Origin of the sequence: Phenylobacterium sp. (assembly GCF_030697925.1) — a bacterium.
Classification (GTDB): domain Bacteria; phylum Pseudomonadota; class Alphaproteobacteria; order Caulobacterales; family Caulobacteraceae; genus Phenylobacterium.
In genome coordinates, this window is the sequence record NZ_JAUYOJ010000027.1 from 1 (window position 1) to 15,135 (window position 15,135).

The window sequence follows — 15,135 nt, forward strand, 5'->3', positions numbered from 1 at the left end:
CAAGCCGCATCCCCCGGTCCACATCCCCGGCGGCGGGTCGGTGGAGACCTACGACTTCTGCATCGACAACACCTATTCCTATTCCTACCTCAGCTTCTCCGGCTACCTGCGGGCCCAGGCCCTGATGAACGGCTACTGGAAACGGGTCGAGGAACGGGGGGTGGACAAGAGCCCCTACCGGGCCGGGTTCGCCCAGACCATCCTGGTGGCCGACACCGACGAGGAGGCCGAGCGGCTCTATTCCGAGCACGTCAGCTATTTCTATAACCGTTGCCTGCACGTCTATCCGGGCTTCGCCGATGCGCCGGGCTACCGGACGATCAAGACCATCCAGACCGGAGCGCTGAGCCAGTACGCCCCGCCGCGCGGCGGCTACACCCAGCTCACCTGGAAGGAGCTGACCGAGCAGGGCCACGTGATCGCCGGTTCCCCGGAGACCGTCCGCCAGCGGATGGAAGAGCTGATCAAGGGTCTCAACGTCGGCAACATCTTCTGCTTGATGCACGTGGGGAACATGCCGGCCGACAAGTGCATGTATTCCACCAAGCTGTTCGCCGAGAAGGTGATGCCCAAGTTGCGGAACATGTTCCCCGACTGGGACCACGACAACCGCTTCTGGACCAGCCCGCTGGACAAGCGCGTGACCGCCGGCCGCCTGCCGAAGGAGGCGCCCACCAGCGCCGACCTCGCCAAGACCTACGCGTAAGGGACAGCGATCATGGAACTGAAGACCGTCCAGACCCGCCACGTCCCCGTCCGCTACCTGGAAGGCGGCTCCGGCCCCGACCTGGTGTTCCTGCACGGCGCGGGCGGCGTTACGGCCGAGGACCCGTTCCTCATCGCCCTGGCCCAGACGCATCACGTCTACGCCCCGCTGATCCCGGGCTACGGCGACAGCGAGGAGTGCCCCGAGATCCGCGACATGCTGGATTTCACCCTGCACAGCTGGGACGTGGTCGAGGCCCTGGGCCTGAAGGATCCGATCCTCGTCGGCCACTCCATGGGCGGCATGATCGCCGCGGAGATGGCCGCCGTCTCGCCCAACGACGTCTCGCGCCTGGCTCTGATCTGCCCGGCGGGCCTGTGGGACGACGACCATCCGATCGCCGACCTGTTCTCGCTGATGCCCTACGAGATGCCGCAGATGCTGTTCCACGACGCGGAGGCCGGCGCCGCCATGCTGACCGCCGGGCGCAATGTCGAGGATCCGAACTTCCTGCAGACCTATCTGGTCGCCAACGCCCGCCAGCTCGGCATGGCCGGGCGCATCCTGTTCCCGATCCCCGAGCGGGGGCTCGCCCAGCGGCTCTACCGGATCAAGGCCAGGACCGTGGTGGTCTGGGGCGACAGCGACCGCCTCGTACCGCCCTTCTACGCCCACGGCTTCAAGAAGGGGATCGCCGGCGCCGAGCTGGTCTCGATCCCCGAGGCCGGCCACATGGTGATCCTGGAGAAGACCGCCGCAGTGGTCGAGGCGGTCGGCCGGCTGGGCTGACGAGCGCCCCTGCAAACGGGCGTTAATCCCTGATCTCTAGCTTGCCCGTAGAAGTTGCGGGAGCCGGGCATGAGACGATGGGCGTTGGCGGCGGCGATCGCCGCGATCGGCGGCGCGGCTTGCGCCCAGGGACCCGTGCGGATTACCGGTTGGGCGCCCGCCGAACCAGCGCAAGCGGCGCCTTCCGCGTCCTTGGCCTCGCCGCCCATGCTGCCGGCTGGCGAGTCGCCCTATGGCGACGTCGTTCCGCCGCCGCCGCGACCGACCACGACGTTGCCGAAGCAGTGGCTTCGGCTGACCGGCGAGCCCACGGTCGTGACCGGGCTGGTCGCCGCGGGCCAGCCGATCGTCACCGTGCCCGTCGCCCACGTGGTGACCGGCCACCTGACGTCGTCGCCGGATCGCTACGGCGGCTGGATGAGCGGCCTCAGGATCTTCGAACCGGGCCCGGTCTATGGAGTGCAGCTGGAAGGCCGGCTCGCCTGGTGCCTGCCCAAGCGCCACGCCTCCAAGCGCGGCGGGTTCACCTGGTCCGCCGACTGCTTCGTTCGCCACCCCTTCCGTCCCGACCTCTACATGCACGGCCACGGCGAAGGCGGCCTCTACGTGGTCCGGGCGCTGCGCAGCGAGGGCACGGTCTATCCGCCCCGCGTCAAGGAAGGCCCTGTCGACTTCGGCGCGCCGCTCCGCCTCGCCTATGTCCTGGATCACTGGACCAAGCGCGAGGCGCGGATCCGGGTCGAGGTCATGAGCGAGGGCGCGCCAAGCGTTATATGGCGCACCAGCGCGTTCCCGGACCCGGATGGATCGGCGGTCCTGAAGGTCCTGGACGGCGAGGTGCGGCTGACCCCCGACGGCGGCGATCCGAAATCGGCGAGGATCGAGGTGATCCGGCCGCCCAGCGGCAAGGGGCTGTCGCCCTTCTGATCGCCTCCTGATCGGTCCCCCGCTTGCCGTCGGGTCAATTGCGGCGCTCAATGGCGTCGGGGTGGGGATGCGAAGGGAGAAGCCTATGAGCGTCTATCGCGTCACCGAGATCATCGGCACGAGCGACACCAGTTGGGAGGATGCGGCCAAGCAGGCCCTGGCCGCCGCGGCGGGATCCTTGCGCGAACTGCGCGTCGCCGAGGTGACCAAGCTCGATATCGCGCTGGGCGCCGACGGCAAAGTCGAGTCCTTCCGCACCAAGCTCAGCGTGAGCTTCAAGTACGACCCGAGCTAGCCCCAACCGCGGCGAGACTTCACCGGGGACTCACGTCTAAGCTTCCGGTGAACGCTGCGGGAGGGGACCCTTGAAGCCATACGCTCTGCTCGCGCTCGCGGGCCTGTTGCTCTGCGCCTGCGCGCCCGCGGCTGGTCCGCCGGCCGATCCGACCAGTCTCGCGCCCGCCGACGCCCGGTTGGCGGCGCTGTACGCGGGCTCGTGCAAGGCCTGCCACGTCAATCCGCAGTCGGGCGCGCCGCTGGCGGGAGACGCCAAGGCCTGGGCGCCGCGCTGGAAGCAGGGGGAGTCCATGCTGCTCGATCACGTCATCCAGGGCTACAAGGCCATGCCCGCCACCGGCCAGTGTGCGGCCTGCACGCCCGACGACTTCCAGGCCCTGACCCGTTTCATGGCGGGCAAGTCGTGATCTCGCGGCGCAGGGCCCTGACCGCCGGGGCCGCCGGCGTGGTCGCCACCGGTGCGGGCGGGTTGTTCGTGGCTGTGCGCGACAAACCCGAGCCGCCGTCCCCGCCGAGCCTGAACGCCGACAAGCGCGTCCTGTGGCGCAACTGGTCGGGCGTCGAACACGCCTATCCCGCCGCCCGCCTGGCGCCCAGCTCCGAGGATGCGGTCGCCGATGCCCTGAAGACCGCTGTCGCCCCGGTGCGCGTGGTGGGGGCGGGACATTCCTTCACCGGCCTCGTTCCGACCTCGGGCGCGCTCATGACCCTGGACAATCTTTATGGCGTCGCGCGCTGGGAAGGCGACGAGGCGGTGGTCTGGGCCGGGACCCGACTGGGCGCGCTGGGTCCGGCCCTGGCCGAGCGCGGCCGCGCCATGGCCAATCTGCCCGACATCAACAAGCAGTCCCTGGGCGGCTGCCTGGGCACCGCCACCCATGGCACGGGCAAGGCGCTGAAGGCGATCCACGGCGACGTCACCGCCCTGCGGTTGGCAACGGTCTCCGGCGAGATCCTCGACTGCGACGCCAACCAGAACGCCGACGTCTTCCAGGCCGCCAAGGTATCGCTGGGCGCGCTGGGGGTCATCACCCAGGCCCGGCTCGCCACCACCGCCAATCGCCGCCTGCACCGCCATGTCTGGGTGGAGCCGCTTGAGGAGACCCTGGCCAAGGCCGAGGGACGCTGGAGCCGGCACCGCAACTTCGAGTTCTACGCCGTGCCGTTCACTGACCTCGCGGCCAGCATCACCCATGACGAGACCGACGCGCCCGCCACCCCGCGCGCGGCCTCGACCGACGACGCCTTCCTTGAGGTGCTGAAGCAGCTCCGCAACCTGACCCGGTTCTCGACCCTGTTGCGCAAGGCCGCGGCCAAGGCCCTGCTGGGCTCGGCCGAGCCCGAGGAGGCCATCGACGAGGGCTGGAAGCTGCTCTCCACCGAGCGCCCGGTGCGCTTCAACGAGATGGAGTTCCACCTGCCGGTCGCCACACATCTCGCGGCCCTGAAGGAGGTGGTGGCGGCCATCGAGGCCGAGCGCCCCGACGTGTTCTTCCCGATCGAGGTGCGCCGTATAGCGGCCGACGAGGCCTGGCTGTCGCCGTTCCAGGGCGGACCGCGCGGGTCCATCGCCGTGCATTGTCACTACAAGGACGAATACGATTTCCTGTTCAGCCTGATCCAACCGATCCTGCGCAAGCACGGCGGCCGCCCGCACTGGGGCAAGCTGCACAGCCTCAAGGCGGCTGATCTAGCGGCCCTCTATCCCGACTGGAACGCCTTCCTGGACGTCCGCCGCCGGCTCGATCCGGAGGGCCGGTTGCTGAACCCCTATCTGAAGGCCCTGTTTGGGGTCTAGGTCTCTGGGCCCTTGCCAATCGCCGGGGCGAGGTCGACGCTTGGTCCAGACAAGCTTAGGGAGGATCCACCATGGAACGCGTCGAGGCCGTCGAATACACCGATGCGGTCTGCTCCACCGCCTGGGGAGCCGAACCGCTGCTGCGCCTCCTGGACTGGCGCCACGGCCACCACATCGGCTGGCGCAAGGTGATGGGCGGCCTGGTCGGGAACGCCGCCACCGGCAAGGAGGGCTGGGACAGGGTCAGCGCCGCCGAGCCCATGCGCGCCTACTGGAAACGGGTCTGGCATCTCACGGGCATGCCCTATCCCAACCCCATGCACCTGATGCTGCAGTCGACCGATCCCATGGGCCAGGCGGTGAAGGCCGCCGAACTGCAGGGTCGCGACGTGGCCGCTGCGGTGCTGCGCCGGTTCCGCGAGCAGATCTTCGTCTTCGGCCTGGGTCCGCAGACGCCTGACGAATTCGACGCGGCGACGCAGGGGCTGCCCGGCCTCGATCACGCCCGCTGGCGCGCCGACCAGGCCCGGGCCGACGTGGCCGCCGCCTATCGCGCCGACTGGGAGGAGACCCGAGCGCCGAACGACTATGTCCGCAACCTCAAGCACGACAGCCCGATGAACGGCGAGCTGAAGCACTCCGAGGGCCGCGATCGCTACGCCCTGCCGACGCTGATCTTCAAGGGACCGGGCGGCGAGCACACGGTGGCCGGATGGGTTCCGTACGAGGACTACGAGGCCGGGATCGAGGCCGCCCTGCCGGGCGCCACGGCCGACCCGCGCCCCGATCCGACGCCGGCGCAGGCCTTCGAGCGCTGGGGCATGCTGACGTCCAAGGAACTTGCCGTGCTGTGTGGCGACGACGCGTGTCCGCCGGCCGGAGTCGTCGCCCACGACTGGGGCGACGGCCTTGTCTACTTCACCGCCGCCGAAGCCGAGGCGCGGGGACTGACCGTCCCGGCTTGAGCATTGAGGCCCCCAGATCCTCCCCCAGCGCGCAGCGCGGAAAGGGGAGGCGGCGCGTCGCCTTCTTAGGCGACGTGACGGAGGGGGTTGACGCCCACAAGCAAGAGTCAAAGTCCCCGTCAGTCGGCCATTCGGCCGACAGCGCCCCCAGAGGGGGAGCATCTTGGAGGCGTCCGTTAGCCTAGATCCGCTCGATGATCGCGGCCGGGGCCATGCCGCCGGCCGCGCACAGGGTGGCCATGCCGACGGTGAGGTCGCGGCGTTCCATCTCGTCCAGCAGGGTGCCCAGGATCATCGCCCCGGTGGCTCCGATGGGGTGGCCGAGCGCGATGGCCCCGCCGTTGACGTTGACGATGTCCGGGTTGACGTCGAGGTCGCGCATGAACTTCAGCGGCACCACGGCGAAGGCCTCGTTGATTTCCACGAGCTGGATGTCCTTCATCGACATGCCGGCCTTCTTCAGCGCCTTGCGGGCCGCCGGACCCGGCGCGTTCAGCATCAGCTCCGGGGAGTCGCCGGCCGTGGCGATGGAGACGATCCGCGCCCGCGGCTTCAGACCGTGCGCCCGGGCGTAGTCCGGGGAGGCGATCACCACCGCGCCCGCGCCGTCCACCACGCCCGACGAGTTGCCGGCATGGTGCACGTGGTTGATCTTCAGGTCGGGATAGGTGGCCTCCACCAGCCGGCGGAAGCTCAAGCCTTCCTCGTCCAGGGGCATGTCGTAGAGGGCGGCGAAGGCGGCCTTGAGTTGGCTAAGGCCCTCCAGCGTCGTCTGCGGCCGGGGGTATTCCTCATTGTCCAGGGCCAGTGAGCCGTCGTCATTATAGACCGCGATCAGGCTCTTCGAAAAATAGCCGTTGGCCAGGGCATGCGCCGCGCGGCGCTGGCTCTCCACGGCCAGCTTGTCGACGTCGTCGCGGGTGAAGCCCTCCAGGGTCGCCACCACGTCGCCGCACACGCCCTGATGCGGCTGGGGATGGATCGAACGCAGGTGGGTGTTCATCGAGTCCAGGGTCGGGCCGGCCTGCCGCTTCAGGGTGGAGCCGTGCGACATGCTCTCGACGCCGCCGGCGATCACCAAGTCCTGGGCGCCGGACATCACGCCCATGGCCGCCAGGTTCACCGCCGTCAGGCCCGAGCCGCAGAAGCGGTCCAGGCTCATGCCCGGCGCCTCGACCGAATAGCCGGCGTCCAGCGCCGCCATCCGGGCGATGCAGGAGCCCTGCTTGCCGGTCTGGGTGCCGCAGCCGGCGATCACGTCGTCCACGTCGGCGGTGTTCAGCCCGTTCCGTTCGGCCAGGGCCTTCAGCACCGTCGAGAGGATGCGCTGCGGGTGGACGTTCGACAGTCCGCCCTTGTCCACCTTGCCCACGCCCCGCGGCGTGCGCGCCGTATCGATGATCCAGGCCTCGCCCATGGGAATATCCTCGTCTTGAAGCGCCGATCCGGCGGGATTGCGCCGACACTGTCAGCCCGGACGTAGGGTCAGGCCAGCGGAATTCGTGGGTTTCCAGCCCAGCAGGGGCTCGAGACGCCGCCGTTCCCGTCCAAGGCGAACGCTACCGCTCGGGTTGTGGATAACTTCCACGAAAAAGGGCCACCCTCGCGGGCGGCCCCAAGTCGTTCAAGATTGAACGTTCTTAGAAGATTTCGAACAGACCCGCCGCACCCATGCCGCCGCCGACGCACATGGTGACGACGCCGTACTTGGCGCCGCGACGCTTGCCTTCGTGCAGGATGTGGCCGGTCGCCCGGGCGCCGGTCATTCCGTAGGGGTGGCCGATGGAGATGGCGCCGCCCGAGACATTGTACTTCTCAGGGTCGATGCCGAGGTGGTCGCGACAGTAGAGGCACTGGGAGGCGAAGGCCTCGTTGAGCTCCCACATGTCGATGTCGGCGATGGTCAGGCCGTTGCGCTCCAGCAGCTTGGGGATCGCGAACACCGGGCCGATGCCCATCTCCTCCGGGCCGCAGCCGGCCACGGCCATGCCGCGATAGGCGCCCAGCGGGGTGAGGCCGCGACGTTCGGCTTCCTTGCGTTCCATCAGCACCACGGCGGCGGCGCCGTCCGAGAGCTGGCTGGCGTTGCCGGCGGTGATGAACCGGCCTTCCTTGACGTACTGGCCGCCCTTGAACACGGGGGCCAGCTTCTGCAGGTCGGCCAGGGTGGTCTGGGGCCGGTTGCCCTCGTCCAGGGTCAGGCGGACCTCCTTCTCGGAGAACTCGCCGGTCTCCTTGTTCTGCACCATCATGATCGAGGTGAGCGGCGCGATCTCGGCGTCGAAATAGCCGGCGGCCTGGGCCGCGGCGGTGCGCTGCTGGGACTGGTAGGCGTACTCGTCCTGGGCCTCGCGGCTGACATTGTAGCGATCTGCCACGATCTCGGCGGTCTCGAGCATCGAGGTGTGGATTTCCGGAACATGCTCGTTCAGCCACTTATCGCTGGTGCGGTAGCGGTTCATCTTGTCGTTCTGGACCAGGCTGATGCTCTCCAGCCCGCCGCCGACCGCGACGGTCGCGCCGTCGTTGATGATGTACTTGGCCGCCGTGGCGATGCCCATCAGGCCCGAAGAGCACTGGCGGTCGAGCGTCATGCCCGACACGGTGTTGGGCAGGCCGGCGCGCAGGGCGGCCTGGCGAGCGATGTTGTTGCCCGTCGAGCCCTGCTGCAGGGCCGCGCCCATGACCACGTCGTCGATTTCGCCCGGATCGACGCCGGCGCGGGCCACGGCCTCGGCGATCACATGGCCGCCGAGTTCGGCGCCGGAGGTGTTGTTGAACGCGCCGCGATAGGCCTTGCCGATCGGCGTGCGGGCTGTGGAGACGATGACGGCTTCACGCATGGAAGTGGGTTCCTAGGAGTTGGGAGGAGGGTGTCCTGCTCTACCCCCGGCGCGGACGCCGGGGGCGGTCAATGGGTGACGTTTCGCCTTAGAGGTCGGCGAACTTCTTGTTTTCGGAAACGAGCTTTTCCAGCAGCGGCGAGGGCTTGAACTGGTCGCCCATCTTGGCCTGGAATTCCTGCATCTTGGCCAACACCTTGGCGGGGCCGATCTGGTCGCCGTAGTGCATCGGGCCGCCGCGGTAGACCGGCCAGCCGTAGCCGTTCTGCCAGACCACATCGATGTCGGAGGCGCGGATGGCCTTGCCCTCCTCGAGGATCTTCACGCCCTCGTTGATCATCGGGAAGATACAGCGCTCCAGGATCTCCTCGTCGCTGATTTTGCGCGGGTTGGCGCCCGACTTGACGATGAAGTCGTTGATCACCTGCTCGGTGAAGGGGCTGGGCTTGGCGTTGCGGTTCTCATCGTAGTCGTAATAGCCCGCGCCGGTCTTCTGGCCGCGGCGGTCGGCTTCGCAGAGCACGTCGCGGATGCTCTCGCCGTTGGACTTCTCCTTTACCCAGCCGATGTCCAGGCCGGCCAGATCGCTCATGGCGAAGGGGCCCATGGGGAAGCCGAAGTCGTAGAGCACGCGGTCGACGTCCCAAGGCATGGCGCCTTCCATGACCAGCTTCTGCGCCTCGCGCTGGCGCTGGCCCAGGATTCGATTGCCGACGAAGCCGGGGCAGACCCCGACCAGGACCGCGACCTTGCCGATCTGCTTGGCCAGCTTCATGGAGGTGGCGATGACGCTGTCGGAAGTGTGGTCGGCGCGGACGATCTCCAGCAGCTTCATCACATTGGCCGGCGAGAAGAAGTGCAGGCCGATAACGCTCTCGGGACGCTTGGTCACCGAGGCGATCTCGTCGATGTTCAGGGCCGAGGTGTTGGTGGCCAGGATCGCGCCCGGCTTACAGATCGCGTCGAGCTTGGCGAAGATGTCCTTCTTGATGTCCATGCGCTCGAATACCGCCTCGATGACCAGGTCGACGTCGGCGAAGGAGTCCTCCATCGACAGCGAACCGGTGATCAGGGCGCAGCGGTCCTCGACCTGCTGGGCAGTGATGCCGCCGCGCGAGGCCGTGCGCTCATAGTTCTTGCGGATGGTGGCCAGGCCGCGGTCCAGCGGCTCCTGCTTCTGCTCGACGATCACCACCGGGATGCCGGCGTTGGCGAAGTTCATGGCGATGCCGCCGCCCATGGTGCCAGCGCCGATGATCCCGACCTTCTTGATGGGGATCAGCGGGGTGTCGTCCGGCACGTCGGGGATCTTGTTGGCGGTGCGCTCGGCGAAGAAGGAATAGCGCTGGGCCGCCGACTGCGGGCCGCTCATGAGCTCACCGAACAGCTTGCGCTCGACCTTCAGCCCCTCCTCGAAGGGCAGGTTCACCGCCGCCTCGATGGTCTGGATGTTGTATTCCGGGGCCAGGAAGCCCCGGAACTTGCGTGCATTGGCTTTGCGGAACTCGGCGAAGATCTCAGGCTTGCCGCGGGCGGCCTCGACCTTCTCGTTCTGGTCGCGGATGCGGGTCAGCGGGCGGTTCTCGGCCAGCACCTTCTTGGCGAAGGCCAGGGCGCCTTCGCGCAGCTTGCCTTCCTCCACCAGTTCGTCGGTCAGGCCGCCGGCCAGGGCTTCCTTGGCCGGGACGTGGCGGCCGGAGGTCATCATCTCAAGGGCGCGCTCGGGGCCGACCACGCGAGGCAGGCGCTGGGTGCCGCCGGCGCCCGGCAGCAGGCCCAGGTTCACTTCCGGCAGGCCGAACTTCGCCGACGGGACCGCCACGCGGTAGTGGGCGCACAGCGCCACTTCCAGCCCGCCGCCCAGGACGGTGCCGTGGATGGCGGCGATCACCGGCTTGGGCGAGCCCTCCATCATGCCCTGGACGTCGAACAGGCTGGGGCCGGCCATGGCGCCGCCGAACTCGGTGATGTCGGCGCCGGCGATGAAGGTGCGGCCTTCGCAGATCAGCACGATGGCCTTCGCGGCCGGATTGGCGCCCGCCGTCTTGAAACCCTCATAGAGGCCTTCGCGGACCTTGGCCGACAGGGCGTTGACCGGAGGGGAGTTGAGCGTGATGACGGCGATATCGCCTTCCAGCGAAAGGTCGGTCACCGAATTGATCTCGGCCATGGGGGCGCATCCTCGACTGATGGAAGTGGGCGGCTCGTGAACCTGGCCGCGCTCGGATTCAAACGGTTGTTTATAGGGCCGGCGGGGACCGCGCGAGTCAAAAATCCGTTGGGTTTGCGCGGATACGGCCCGGGTCTATGCAGCGATAACAGCAATCACCTTAGGGGAAGCAAGAGATGACTCAGGGACTGTTTTCACTGGAGGGCCGCGTGGCCCTCGTCACCGGCGGCTCGCGCGGCATCGGCAAGATGATCGCCAAGGGCTTCATCGACCAGGGCGCCAAGGTCTACATCTCCTCGCGCAAGCCCGGCGCCTGCGACGAGACCGCCGCCGAACTCGGCCCGCGGTGCATCTCCCTGCCGCAGGACGTGTCGACGGTGGAGGGCTGCCAGGCCCTGGCCAAGCGGTTCAACGCGGCCGAACCCAAGCTCGACATCCTGGTCAACAACGCCGGCGCCGCCTGGGGCGCGCCCTTCGACGAGTTCCCTGAGAGCGGCTGGGACAAGGTGATGAACCTGAACCTGAAGTCGCCCTTCTTCCTGACCCAGGCCCTGCACGGCGCCCTGAAGGCCGCCGCCAGCCACGACCAGCCGGCCAAGGTGATCAACATCTGCTCGATCGACGGCATCCGCCTCAATCCGCAGGAGACCTATTCCTACCACGCCTCCAAGTCGGGCCTGATCTATCTGACCCGCCGAATGGCCGCCGAGCTGATCCGCGACTCCATCAACGTTACCGGCATCGCGCCCGGCGCCTTCGCCTCGGAGATGAACCGGGTGGCGCGCGACGAGAGCGAGGCGGTCGCCAAGCGCATCCCCTCGCGGCGCATCGGCCGGGACGAGGACATGGCCGCGGCCGCCATCTATCTGGCCAGCCGGGCCGGCGACTACGTGGTGGGCGAGACCATCGCCGTGGACGGCGGGGTGGCGCTGGCCACGACCGGCGGCGTCTGACGGCCACGCTTTGGGCGGTTTTGCGTTATGAGGTGACGATCCCTCTCGAGCGTCGCCCCGATTGACCGAAACCGCCCCGCCTCCTCCGGCCCCGAAGCCCGCCTCGCGCGCCTATGCAAGATGGGCCGTGGGCGTGCTGGTGGTGGCCACCGTGCTGGCCCTGGCGGCGGCCTACGCCGCGCGCCGGGCGCTGGCGCGCGAGGCCTTGGTCGGCTGGCTGGAGGCCCGCGGCGTCCCCGCCTCGGTGGAGTTCCGCGAGTTCGAACTGGGCGCCTTCGCCGCCCGGCTGCGGATCGGCCCCGAGCGCGACGCCGACGTCACCGCTGAACTGGCGGAGGTCCGCTACAGCTTCACCGGCTTCTGGTCGGGTGAGCCGTTCGGCCTGCGGGTGACTTCGGTCATCCTGCACCGGCCGGTGATCAAGGCCAGCCTCAAGGGCGGCAAGCTCAGCCTTGGCTCCCTGGATCCCGTGATCGAGGAGTTCGCCAAGCGCCCGCAACGGCCCGACGCCCGCCAGCCCGAGATCGGGGTGCGCGAGGGCGTCCTGCGGCTCGACACCGACTACGGCCCGGTCCAGGCGCGGCTCAACGCCCAGCTCGCCGATGGCCGGCTGACCGCCCTGAATGGGAAGGTCGCGGCGACCGCCCTGCGCGGTCGGGGCCTGTCCCTGTTCACCGGCCCTGGTGAGGTCAAGCTTGTCACCACCCGCGGCCGCGTCGACCTGGCCCTCACCCTGCCGATCCGTCGCCTCGACGCCGAGGGCCTGAGCGTCAGCGACGCCAATCTCAAGTTCTCGGCCCGCGCGCCCTATCCCGATCTCGCGCGGCGCCGCGCCGACGGCGAGCTCGGCGGGCGCCTCGACCTGGCGGGCGGCCGGATAGGCCTGGGCGGCGCAGTCCTCAGCTCGCCGCGCCTCGAGATCGCCTTCGCCGGCCGCGCCGTCGGCGCCTTCAAGGCCCTGACCCTGCGCGGCGACGCCGAAACCCGGCTGATCGCCCGGGCCGCGGATCTACCGGGCGCCAAGGCTCGCGACCTCGACCTCAACCTGCACGGCCACGAGATCAGGTGGTCGCGGACCGGGGGCGACGCCGTCACCGCCAACCTGTTCGCCGAGGCCAAGGTCGCGAGCATCGTCTCCGGCGACGCGCGGCTGACGGAGATCACCGCCAAGTTCCAGGGCCCGAGCGCCTGGGCCGCCGGCGTCCTCGAGACGAGGCTGGACGGCGGCTTCGCCACGCGCGGCGCCTGGGACGGTCTCGGGGCGCCGCGCCGCGACGACCCGGCCCCGACCGCCGCCCTGAAGAACGCCCTGCGCGGGTTCCGGCTGGAGGCCGGCCAGGTCTCGTTGCGGATGAAGGGCCAGGCCGCCTCCGTCGATCTCGGCGCTCCGGCGACGGCCCTTACGGACACTGGCGGACGGGCGATCCTGGCGGCTCACGGCGGCCCGCTCTACGACTCGGGCCAGGGCGGCTTCCGGCTCGACATCGAGGGCGGCGGACTGCCGAAGGCCGAGCTCGTGGTTCCCCGCTATCGGATGACCTCGGATGGCCTCGTCGCCACCACGGCGGTGAAGGCCAGCGGCGGGTTCGGCCCCGTCGAGGGCGCGACCTTGGACGCGGCGGGCGAGCTGCGCATGGCCGGCGGATTGACCCGCTTCACCGCCAGCCGCTGCGCCGCCCTGACCGCCCGGCGCCTGGACCTGGGCGAGAACGATGTGGAGGCGATCGACGGCCACCTCTGTCCCATGGGCGCGCCGATGCTGACCCTGGCCGACGGTGGCTGGCAGCTGCGCGGGCGGGCGGAAGGCCTCGATGCGTCGGTCCCGTTCCTCGAGGCGCGGGTCACCGAAGGCGCAGGGCTCGTCGACTTCGGCGGCGCGGGTGAGAGCCTGCACGGCCGCGCCGACATCACCACGGCCCGCATCGATGACACGGCCAAGGACCGCAGGTTCGCGGCCCTCACGGCCTCGGGCGACGCGACGCTGCGGGAGGGCGCCTGGCTGGCGGTCTTCGACATCGCCGATCGGGCCGGCCATGGCCTGGGCCAGGCCCGTCTGCGCCAGGCCGCCGACGGGACGGGCGGGCTCTCGCTCGACACCGGCCTGCTGACCTTCGCCCCCGAGGGGCTGCAGCCGGCCCAGCTCTCGCCGCTGGCCGCCGCCGTGGGCTCGCCGGCCAGCGGCCAGGCGCGGTTCGTGGGCGAGGTCGCCTGGACCCGCGACGTCTCCACCAGCAACGGTGTGCTGGAGGTCCTAAGCCTGGACTTCCTCAGCCCCGCCGGCGCGGTGGCGGGGATGTCGGGCCGCGTGGTCTTCACCAGCCTGGTTCCGCTCACCGCGGCTCCCGGCCAGGCGCTCAAGGCCGAGCGGGTCGACACTCTGGTCCCGCTGACCGGAGCGGAGGTCAGTTTCGGCATCGCCGACGACGTCCTCAAGGTCGACGGCGCGGGCTTCGAGCTGGGCGGCGGCAAGCTCCGCCTGGAGGCCATCGAGATCCCCTTCGCCCCCGGTGCGACCTGGAAGGGCGTGGTGGCCTTCGACGGCGTGCAGATCGCCGACCTGGTGGAGACCTCGCCCTTCGGGGATCGTATGGACATGACCGCGAAGCTCACCGGTCGCGTGCCGTTCGAAGTGACCCCGCAGGGCGTGCGGATCGCCGGCGGGACCCTGCGCGCCATCGAGCCCGGCCGCCTCTCGATCCGGCGCGAGGCGCTCACGGTGGTGCGGTCCGGAGGCGGGGAGGTCACCGAGGCGCCGCCGGCCGCGCCAACGGTCGTCGATCCCTATACCGACTTCGTCTACCAGGCCCTGGAGCACCTGACCTTCACCGAGCTGGACGCAAAGGTCGACAGCCAGGTCGACGGCCGACTGGGCGTGCGGTTCCACATCAAAGGCGAGCACGCTCCGCCCAAGTCGCAGGCCATCAAGCTCACCCTGCGCGAGCTTTTCACCCAGAAGATCCAGCGCACCCTGCCTCTGCCCAAGGGCACCAAGGTCGACTTGACGCTGGACACATCGGTCAACCTGGACCAGCTCTTGGACGACTTCGCCCGCTACCAGGCCCTGCGCGGTTCAGACCCCGTTCAGCCTTGAGCGTCCACCCATGGAACATGACTTGGAGAGACGAGAGCCCATGCCAAGAACACAGTCTGTCGCCATGGCCCTGGCGGGCGTGACCCTGCTCAGCGCCTGCGCGATCCCGGTCAAGGTCGAGGTCGCGCCGATCACCATCTACGCCAAGCTGGACGCCGACGTCCGGCTGCGCCTCGACGACGACGTCAAGGCGCTGATCAAGCAGAACCCGAACCTGTTCTAGGATGATGACCATGACCTTCAATCAATGGCTGGCGCCGGTCGCCGTGGCGGTCGGAAGCCTCACCTTCGCCGGCTCGGCCTTCGCCGATGTCGCCGCCGCCAAGGCCGTCGTGGACGCCGCCAAGGCCGCCGGGATCGTGGGCGAGCAGAACGACGGCTTTCTCGGCTTCGTGAAGCCCGGCGACGCCGCGGCCAAGGCCGCCGTGACCGAGATCAACGCCGGCCGCCGCCAGGTCTACGCCCAGGCCGCCGCCAAGAACGGCGTCACGGTTGAAGCCGCCGGCGTCGCGGCCTTCAAGGCCGTCGTGCAGGGTCGCCTGAAGCCCGGCGAATACGCCCAGGACGCCTCGGGCGGGTGGGTTCAGAAGTAGGGC

At 69.3% G+C, this 15,135-nt stretch carries 14 protein-coding genes; 11 read left to right on the forward strand and 3 right to left on the reverse strand.

Going from position 1 to position 15,135, the window contains the following annotated elements; all coding sequences use genetic code 11:
• From Q8Q88_RS03335 to Q8Q88_RS03365, 7 genes are all read left to right on the forward strand, one after another.
• On the forward strand, window positions 1–706 hold a 706-nt coding region (locus Q8Q88_RS03335), incomplete at its 5' end, for an LLM class flavin-dependent oxidoreductase (protein ID WP_305673779.1).
• Window positions 707–718: 12 nt separating this feature from the next.
• Window positions 719–1,495, forward strand: a complete 777-nt coding sequence (locus Q8Q88_RS03340) for an alpha/beta fold hydrolase (RefSeq protein ID WP_305673780.1) — start codon at window positions 719–721, stop codon at window positions 1,493–1,495.
• 69 nt (window positions 1,496–1,564) lie between these two features.
• Window positions 1,565–2,422, forward strand: a complete 858-nt coding sequence (locus tag Q8Q88_RS03345; RefSeq protein WP_305673781.1) for a hypothetical protein — start codon at window positions 1,565–1,567, stop codon at window positions 2,420–2,422.
• Between the two features lie 85 nt (window positions 2,423–2,507).
• Window positions 2,508–2,717 (forward strand): dodecin family protein, encoded by a 210-nt coding sequence (locus Q8Q88_RS03350; RefSeq protein WP_305673782.1) that lies wholly within the window; start codon window positions 2,508–2,510, stop codon window positions 2,715–2,717.
• A gap of 70 nt (window positions 2,718–2,787) precedes the next feature.
• Complete coding sequence (locus tag Q8Q88_RS03355; protein WP_371129805.1) at window positions 2,788–3,126, forward strand: cytochrome c5 family protein; 339 nt, start codon at window positions 2,788–2,790, stop codon at window positions 3,124–3,126.
• Window positions 3,123–4,517, forward strand: a complete 1,395-nt coding sequence (locus tag Q8Q88_RS03360; protein WP_305673783.1) for a D-arabinono-1,4-lactone oxidase — start codon at window positions 3,123–3,125, stop codon at window positions 4,515–4,517. Before Q8Q88_RS03355 ends, Q8Q88_RS03360 begins: the two co-directional genes overlap by 4 nt.
• A 71-nt stretch (window positions 4,518–4,588) precedes the next feature.
• A complete protein-coding gene (locus Q8Q88_RS03365; RefSeq protein WP_305673784.1) occupies window positions 4,589–5,482 on the forward strand; it encodes a DsbA family protein in 894 nt (297 codons plus the stop codon).
• Between the two features lie 181 nt (window positions 5,483–5,663).
• Here the strand turns inward: Q8Q88_RS03365 and Q8Q88_RS03370 are convergent, their stop codons facing one another.
• The 3 genes from Q8Q88_RS03370 to Q8Q88_RS03380 all read right to left on the reverse strand — a co-directional run bounded on the left by Q8Q88_RS03370 (window position 5,664) and on the right by Q8Q88_RS03380 (window position 10,495).
• The gene (locus Q8Q88_RS03370) at window positions 5,664–6,899 is read right to left on the reverse strand and encodes an acetyl-CoA C-acetyltransferase (protein ID WP_305673785.1); all 1,236 of its coding nucleotides are present in this window, start codon (window positions 6,897–6,899) and stop codon (window positions 5,664–5,666) included.
• A 223-nt stretch (window positions 6,900–7,122) separates the two neighbouring features.
• Window positions 7,123–8,325, reverse strand: coding sequence for an acetyl-CoA C-acyltransferase (locus Q8Q88_RS03375; protein ID WP_305673786.1), 1,203 nt, complete (start codon window positions 8,323–8,325; stop codon window positions 7,123–7,125).
• Between the two features lie 88 nt (window positions 8,326–8,413).
• Window positions 8,414–10,495, reverse strand: coding sequence for a 3-hydroxyacyl-CoA dehydrogenase NAD-binding domain-containing protein (locus Q8Q88_RS03380; RefSeq protein WP_305673787.1), 2,082 nt, complete (start codon window positions 10,493–10,495; stop codon window positions 8,414–8,416).
• A gap of 176 nt (window positions 10,496–10,671) precedes the next feature.
• Between Q8Q88_RS03380 and Q8Q88_RS03385 the strand changes: the two genes are divergently transcribed.
• From Q8Q88_RS03385 to Q8Q88_RS03400, 4 genes are all read left to right on the forward strand, one after another.
• Entirely contained in the window at window positions 10,672–11,448 is a 777-nt protein-coding gene (locus tag Q8Q88_RS03385) for an SDR family oxidoreductase (RefSeq protein WP_305673788.1), read from the forward strand.
• 61 nt (window positions 11,449–11,509) lie between these two features.
• On the forward strand, window positions 11,510–14,539 hold the full coding sequence (locus Q8Q88_RS03390) for a YdbH domain-containing protein (protein ID WP_305673789.1): 3,030 nt from the start codon (window positions 11,510–11,512) through the stop codon (window positions 14,537–14,539).
• 40 nt (window positions 14,540–14,579) lie between these two features.
• On the forward strand, window positions 14,580–14,762 hold the full coding sequence (locus tag Q8Q88_RS03395; RefSeq protein WP_305673790.1) for a YnbE family lipoprotein: 183 nt from the start codon (window positions 14,580–14,582) through the stop codon (window positions 14,760–14,762).
• Between the two features lie 10 nt (window positions 14,763–14,772).
• Window positions 14,773–15,132 carry a YdbL family protein gene (locus Q8Q88_RS03400; protein WP_305673791.1) on the forward strand — a complete coding sequence of 120 codons (360 nt, stop codon included), beginning with the start codon at window positions 14,773–14,775 and terminating at the stop codon, window positions 15,130–15,132.
• Window positions 15,133–15,135 lie beyond the last annotated feature (3 nt).

Bases quoted from the DNA above. Each gene is read 5' to 3' on its own strand.
- Q8Q88_RS03340 (WP_305673780.1), top strand. From the start codon at position 719: ATGGAACTGAAGACCGTCCAGACCCGCCACGTCCCCGTCCGCTACCTG.
- Q8Q88_RS03380 (WP_305673787.1), bottom strand. From the start codon at position 10,495: ATGGCCGAGATCAATTCGGTGACCGACCTTTCGCTGGAAGGCGATATC.
- Q8Q88_RS03400 (WP_305673791.1), top strand. From the start codon at position 14,773: ATGACCTTCAATCAATGGCTGGCGCCGGTCGCCGTGGCGGTCGGAAGC.
- Q8Q88_RS03365 (WP_305673784.1), top strand. From the start codon at position 4,589: ATGGAACGCGTCGAGGCCGTCGAATACACCGATGCGGTCTGCTCCACC.
- Q8Q88_RS03375 (WP_305673786.1), bottom strand. From the start codon at position 8,325: ATGCGTGAAGCCGTCATCGTCTCCACAGCCCGCACGCCGATCGGCAAG.
- Q8Q88_RS03350 (WP_305673782.1), top strand. From the start codon at position 2,508: ATGAGCGTCTATCGCGTCACCGAGATCATCGGCACGAGCGACACCAGT.
- Q8Q88_RS03370 (WP_305673785.1), bottom strand. From the start codon at position 6,899: ATGGGCGAGGCCTGGATCATCGATACGGCGCGCACGCCGCGGGGCGTG.
- Q8Q88_RS03385 (WP_305673788.1), top strand. From the start codon at position 10,672: ATGACTCAGGGACTGTTTTCACTGGAGGGCCGCGTGGCCCTCGTCACC.
- Q8Q88_RS03395 (WP_305673790.1), top strand. From the start codon at position 14,580: ATGCCAAGAACACAGTCTGTCGCCATGGCCCTGGCGGGCGTGACCCTG.
- Q8Q88_RS03345 (WP_305673781.1), top strand. From the start codon at position 1,565: ATGAGACGATGGGCGTTGGCGGCGGCGATCGCCGCGATCGGCGGCGCG.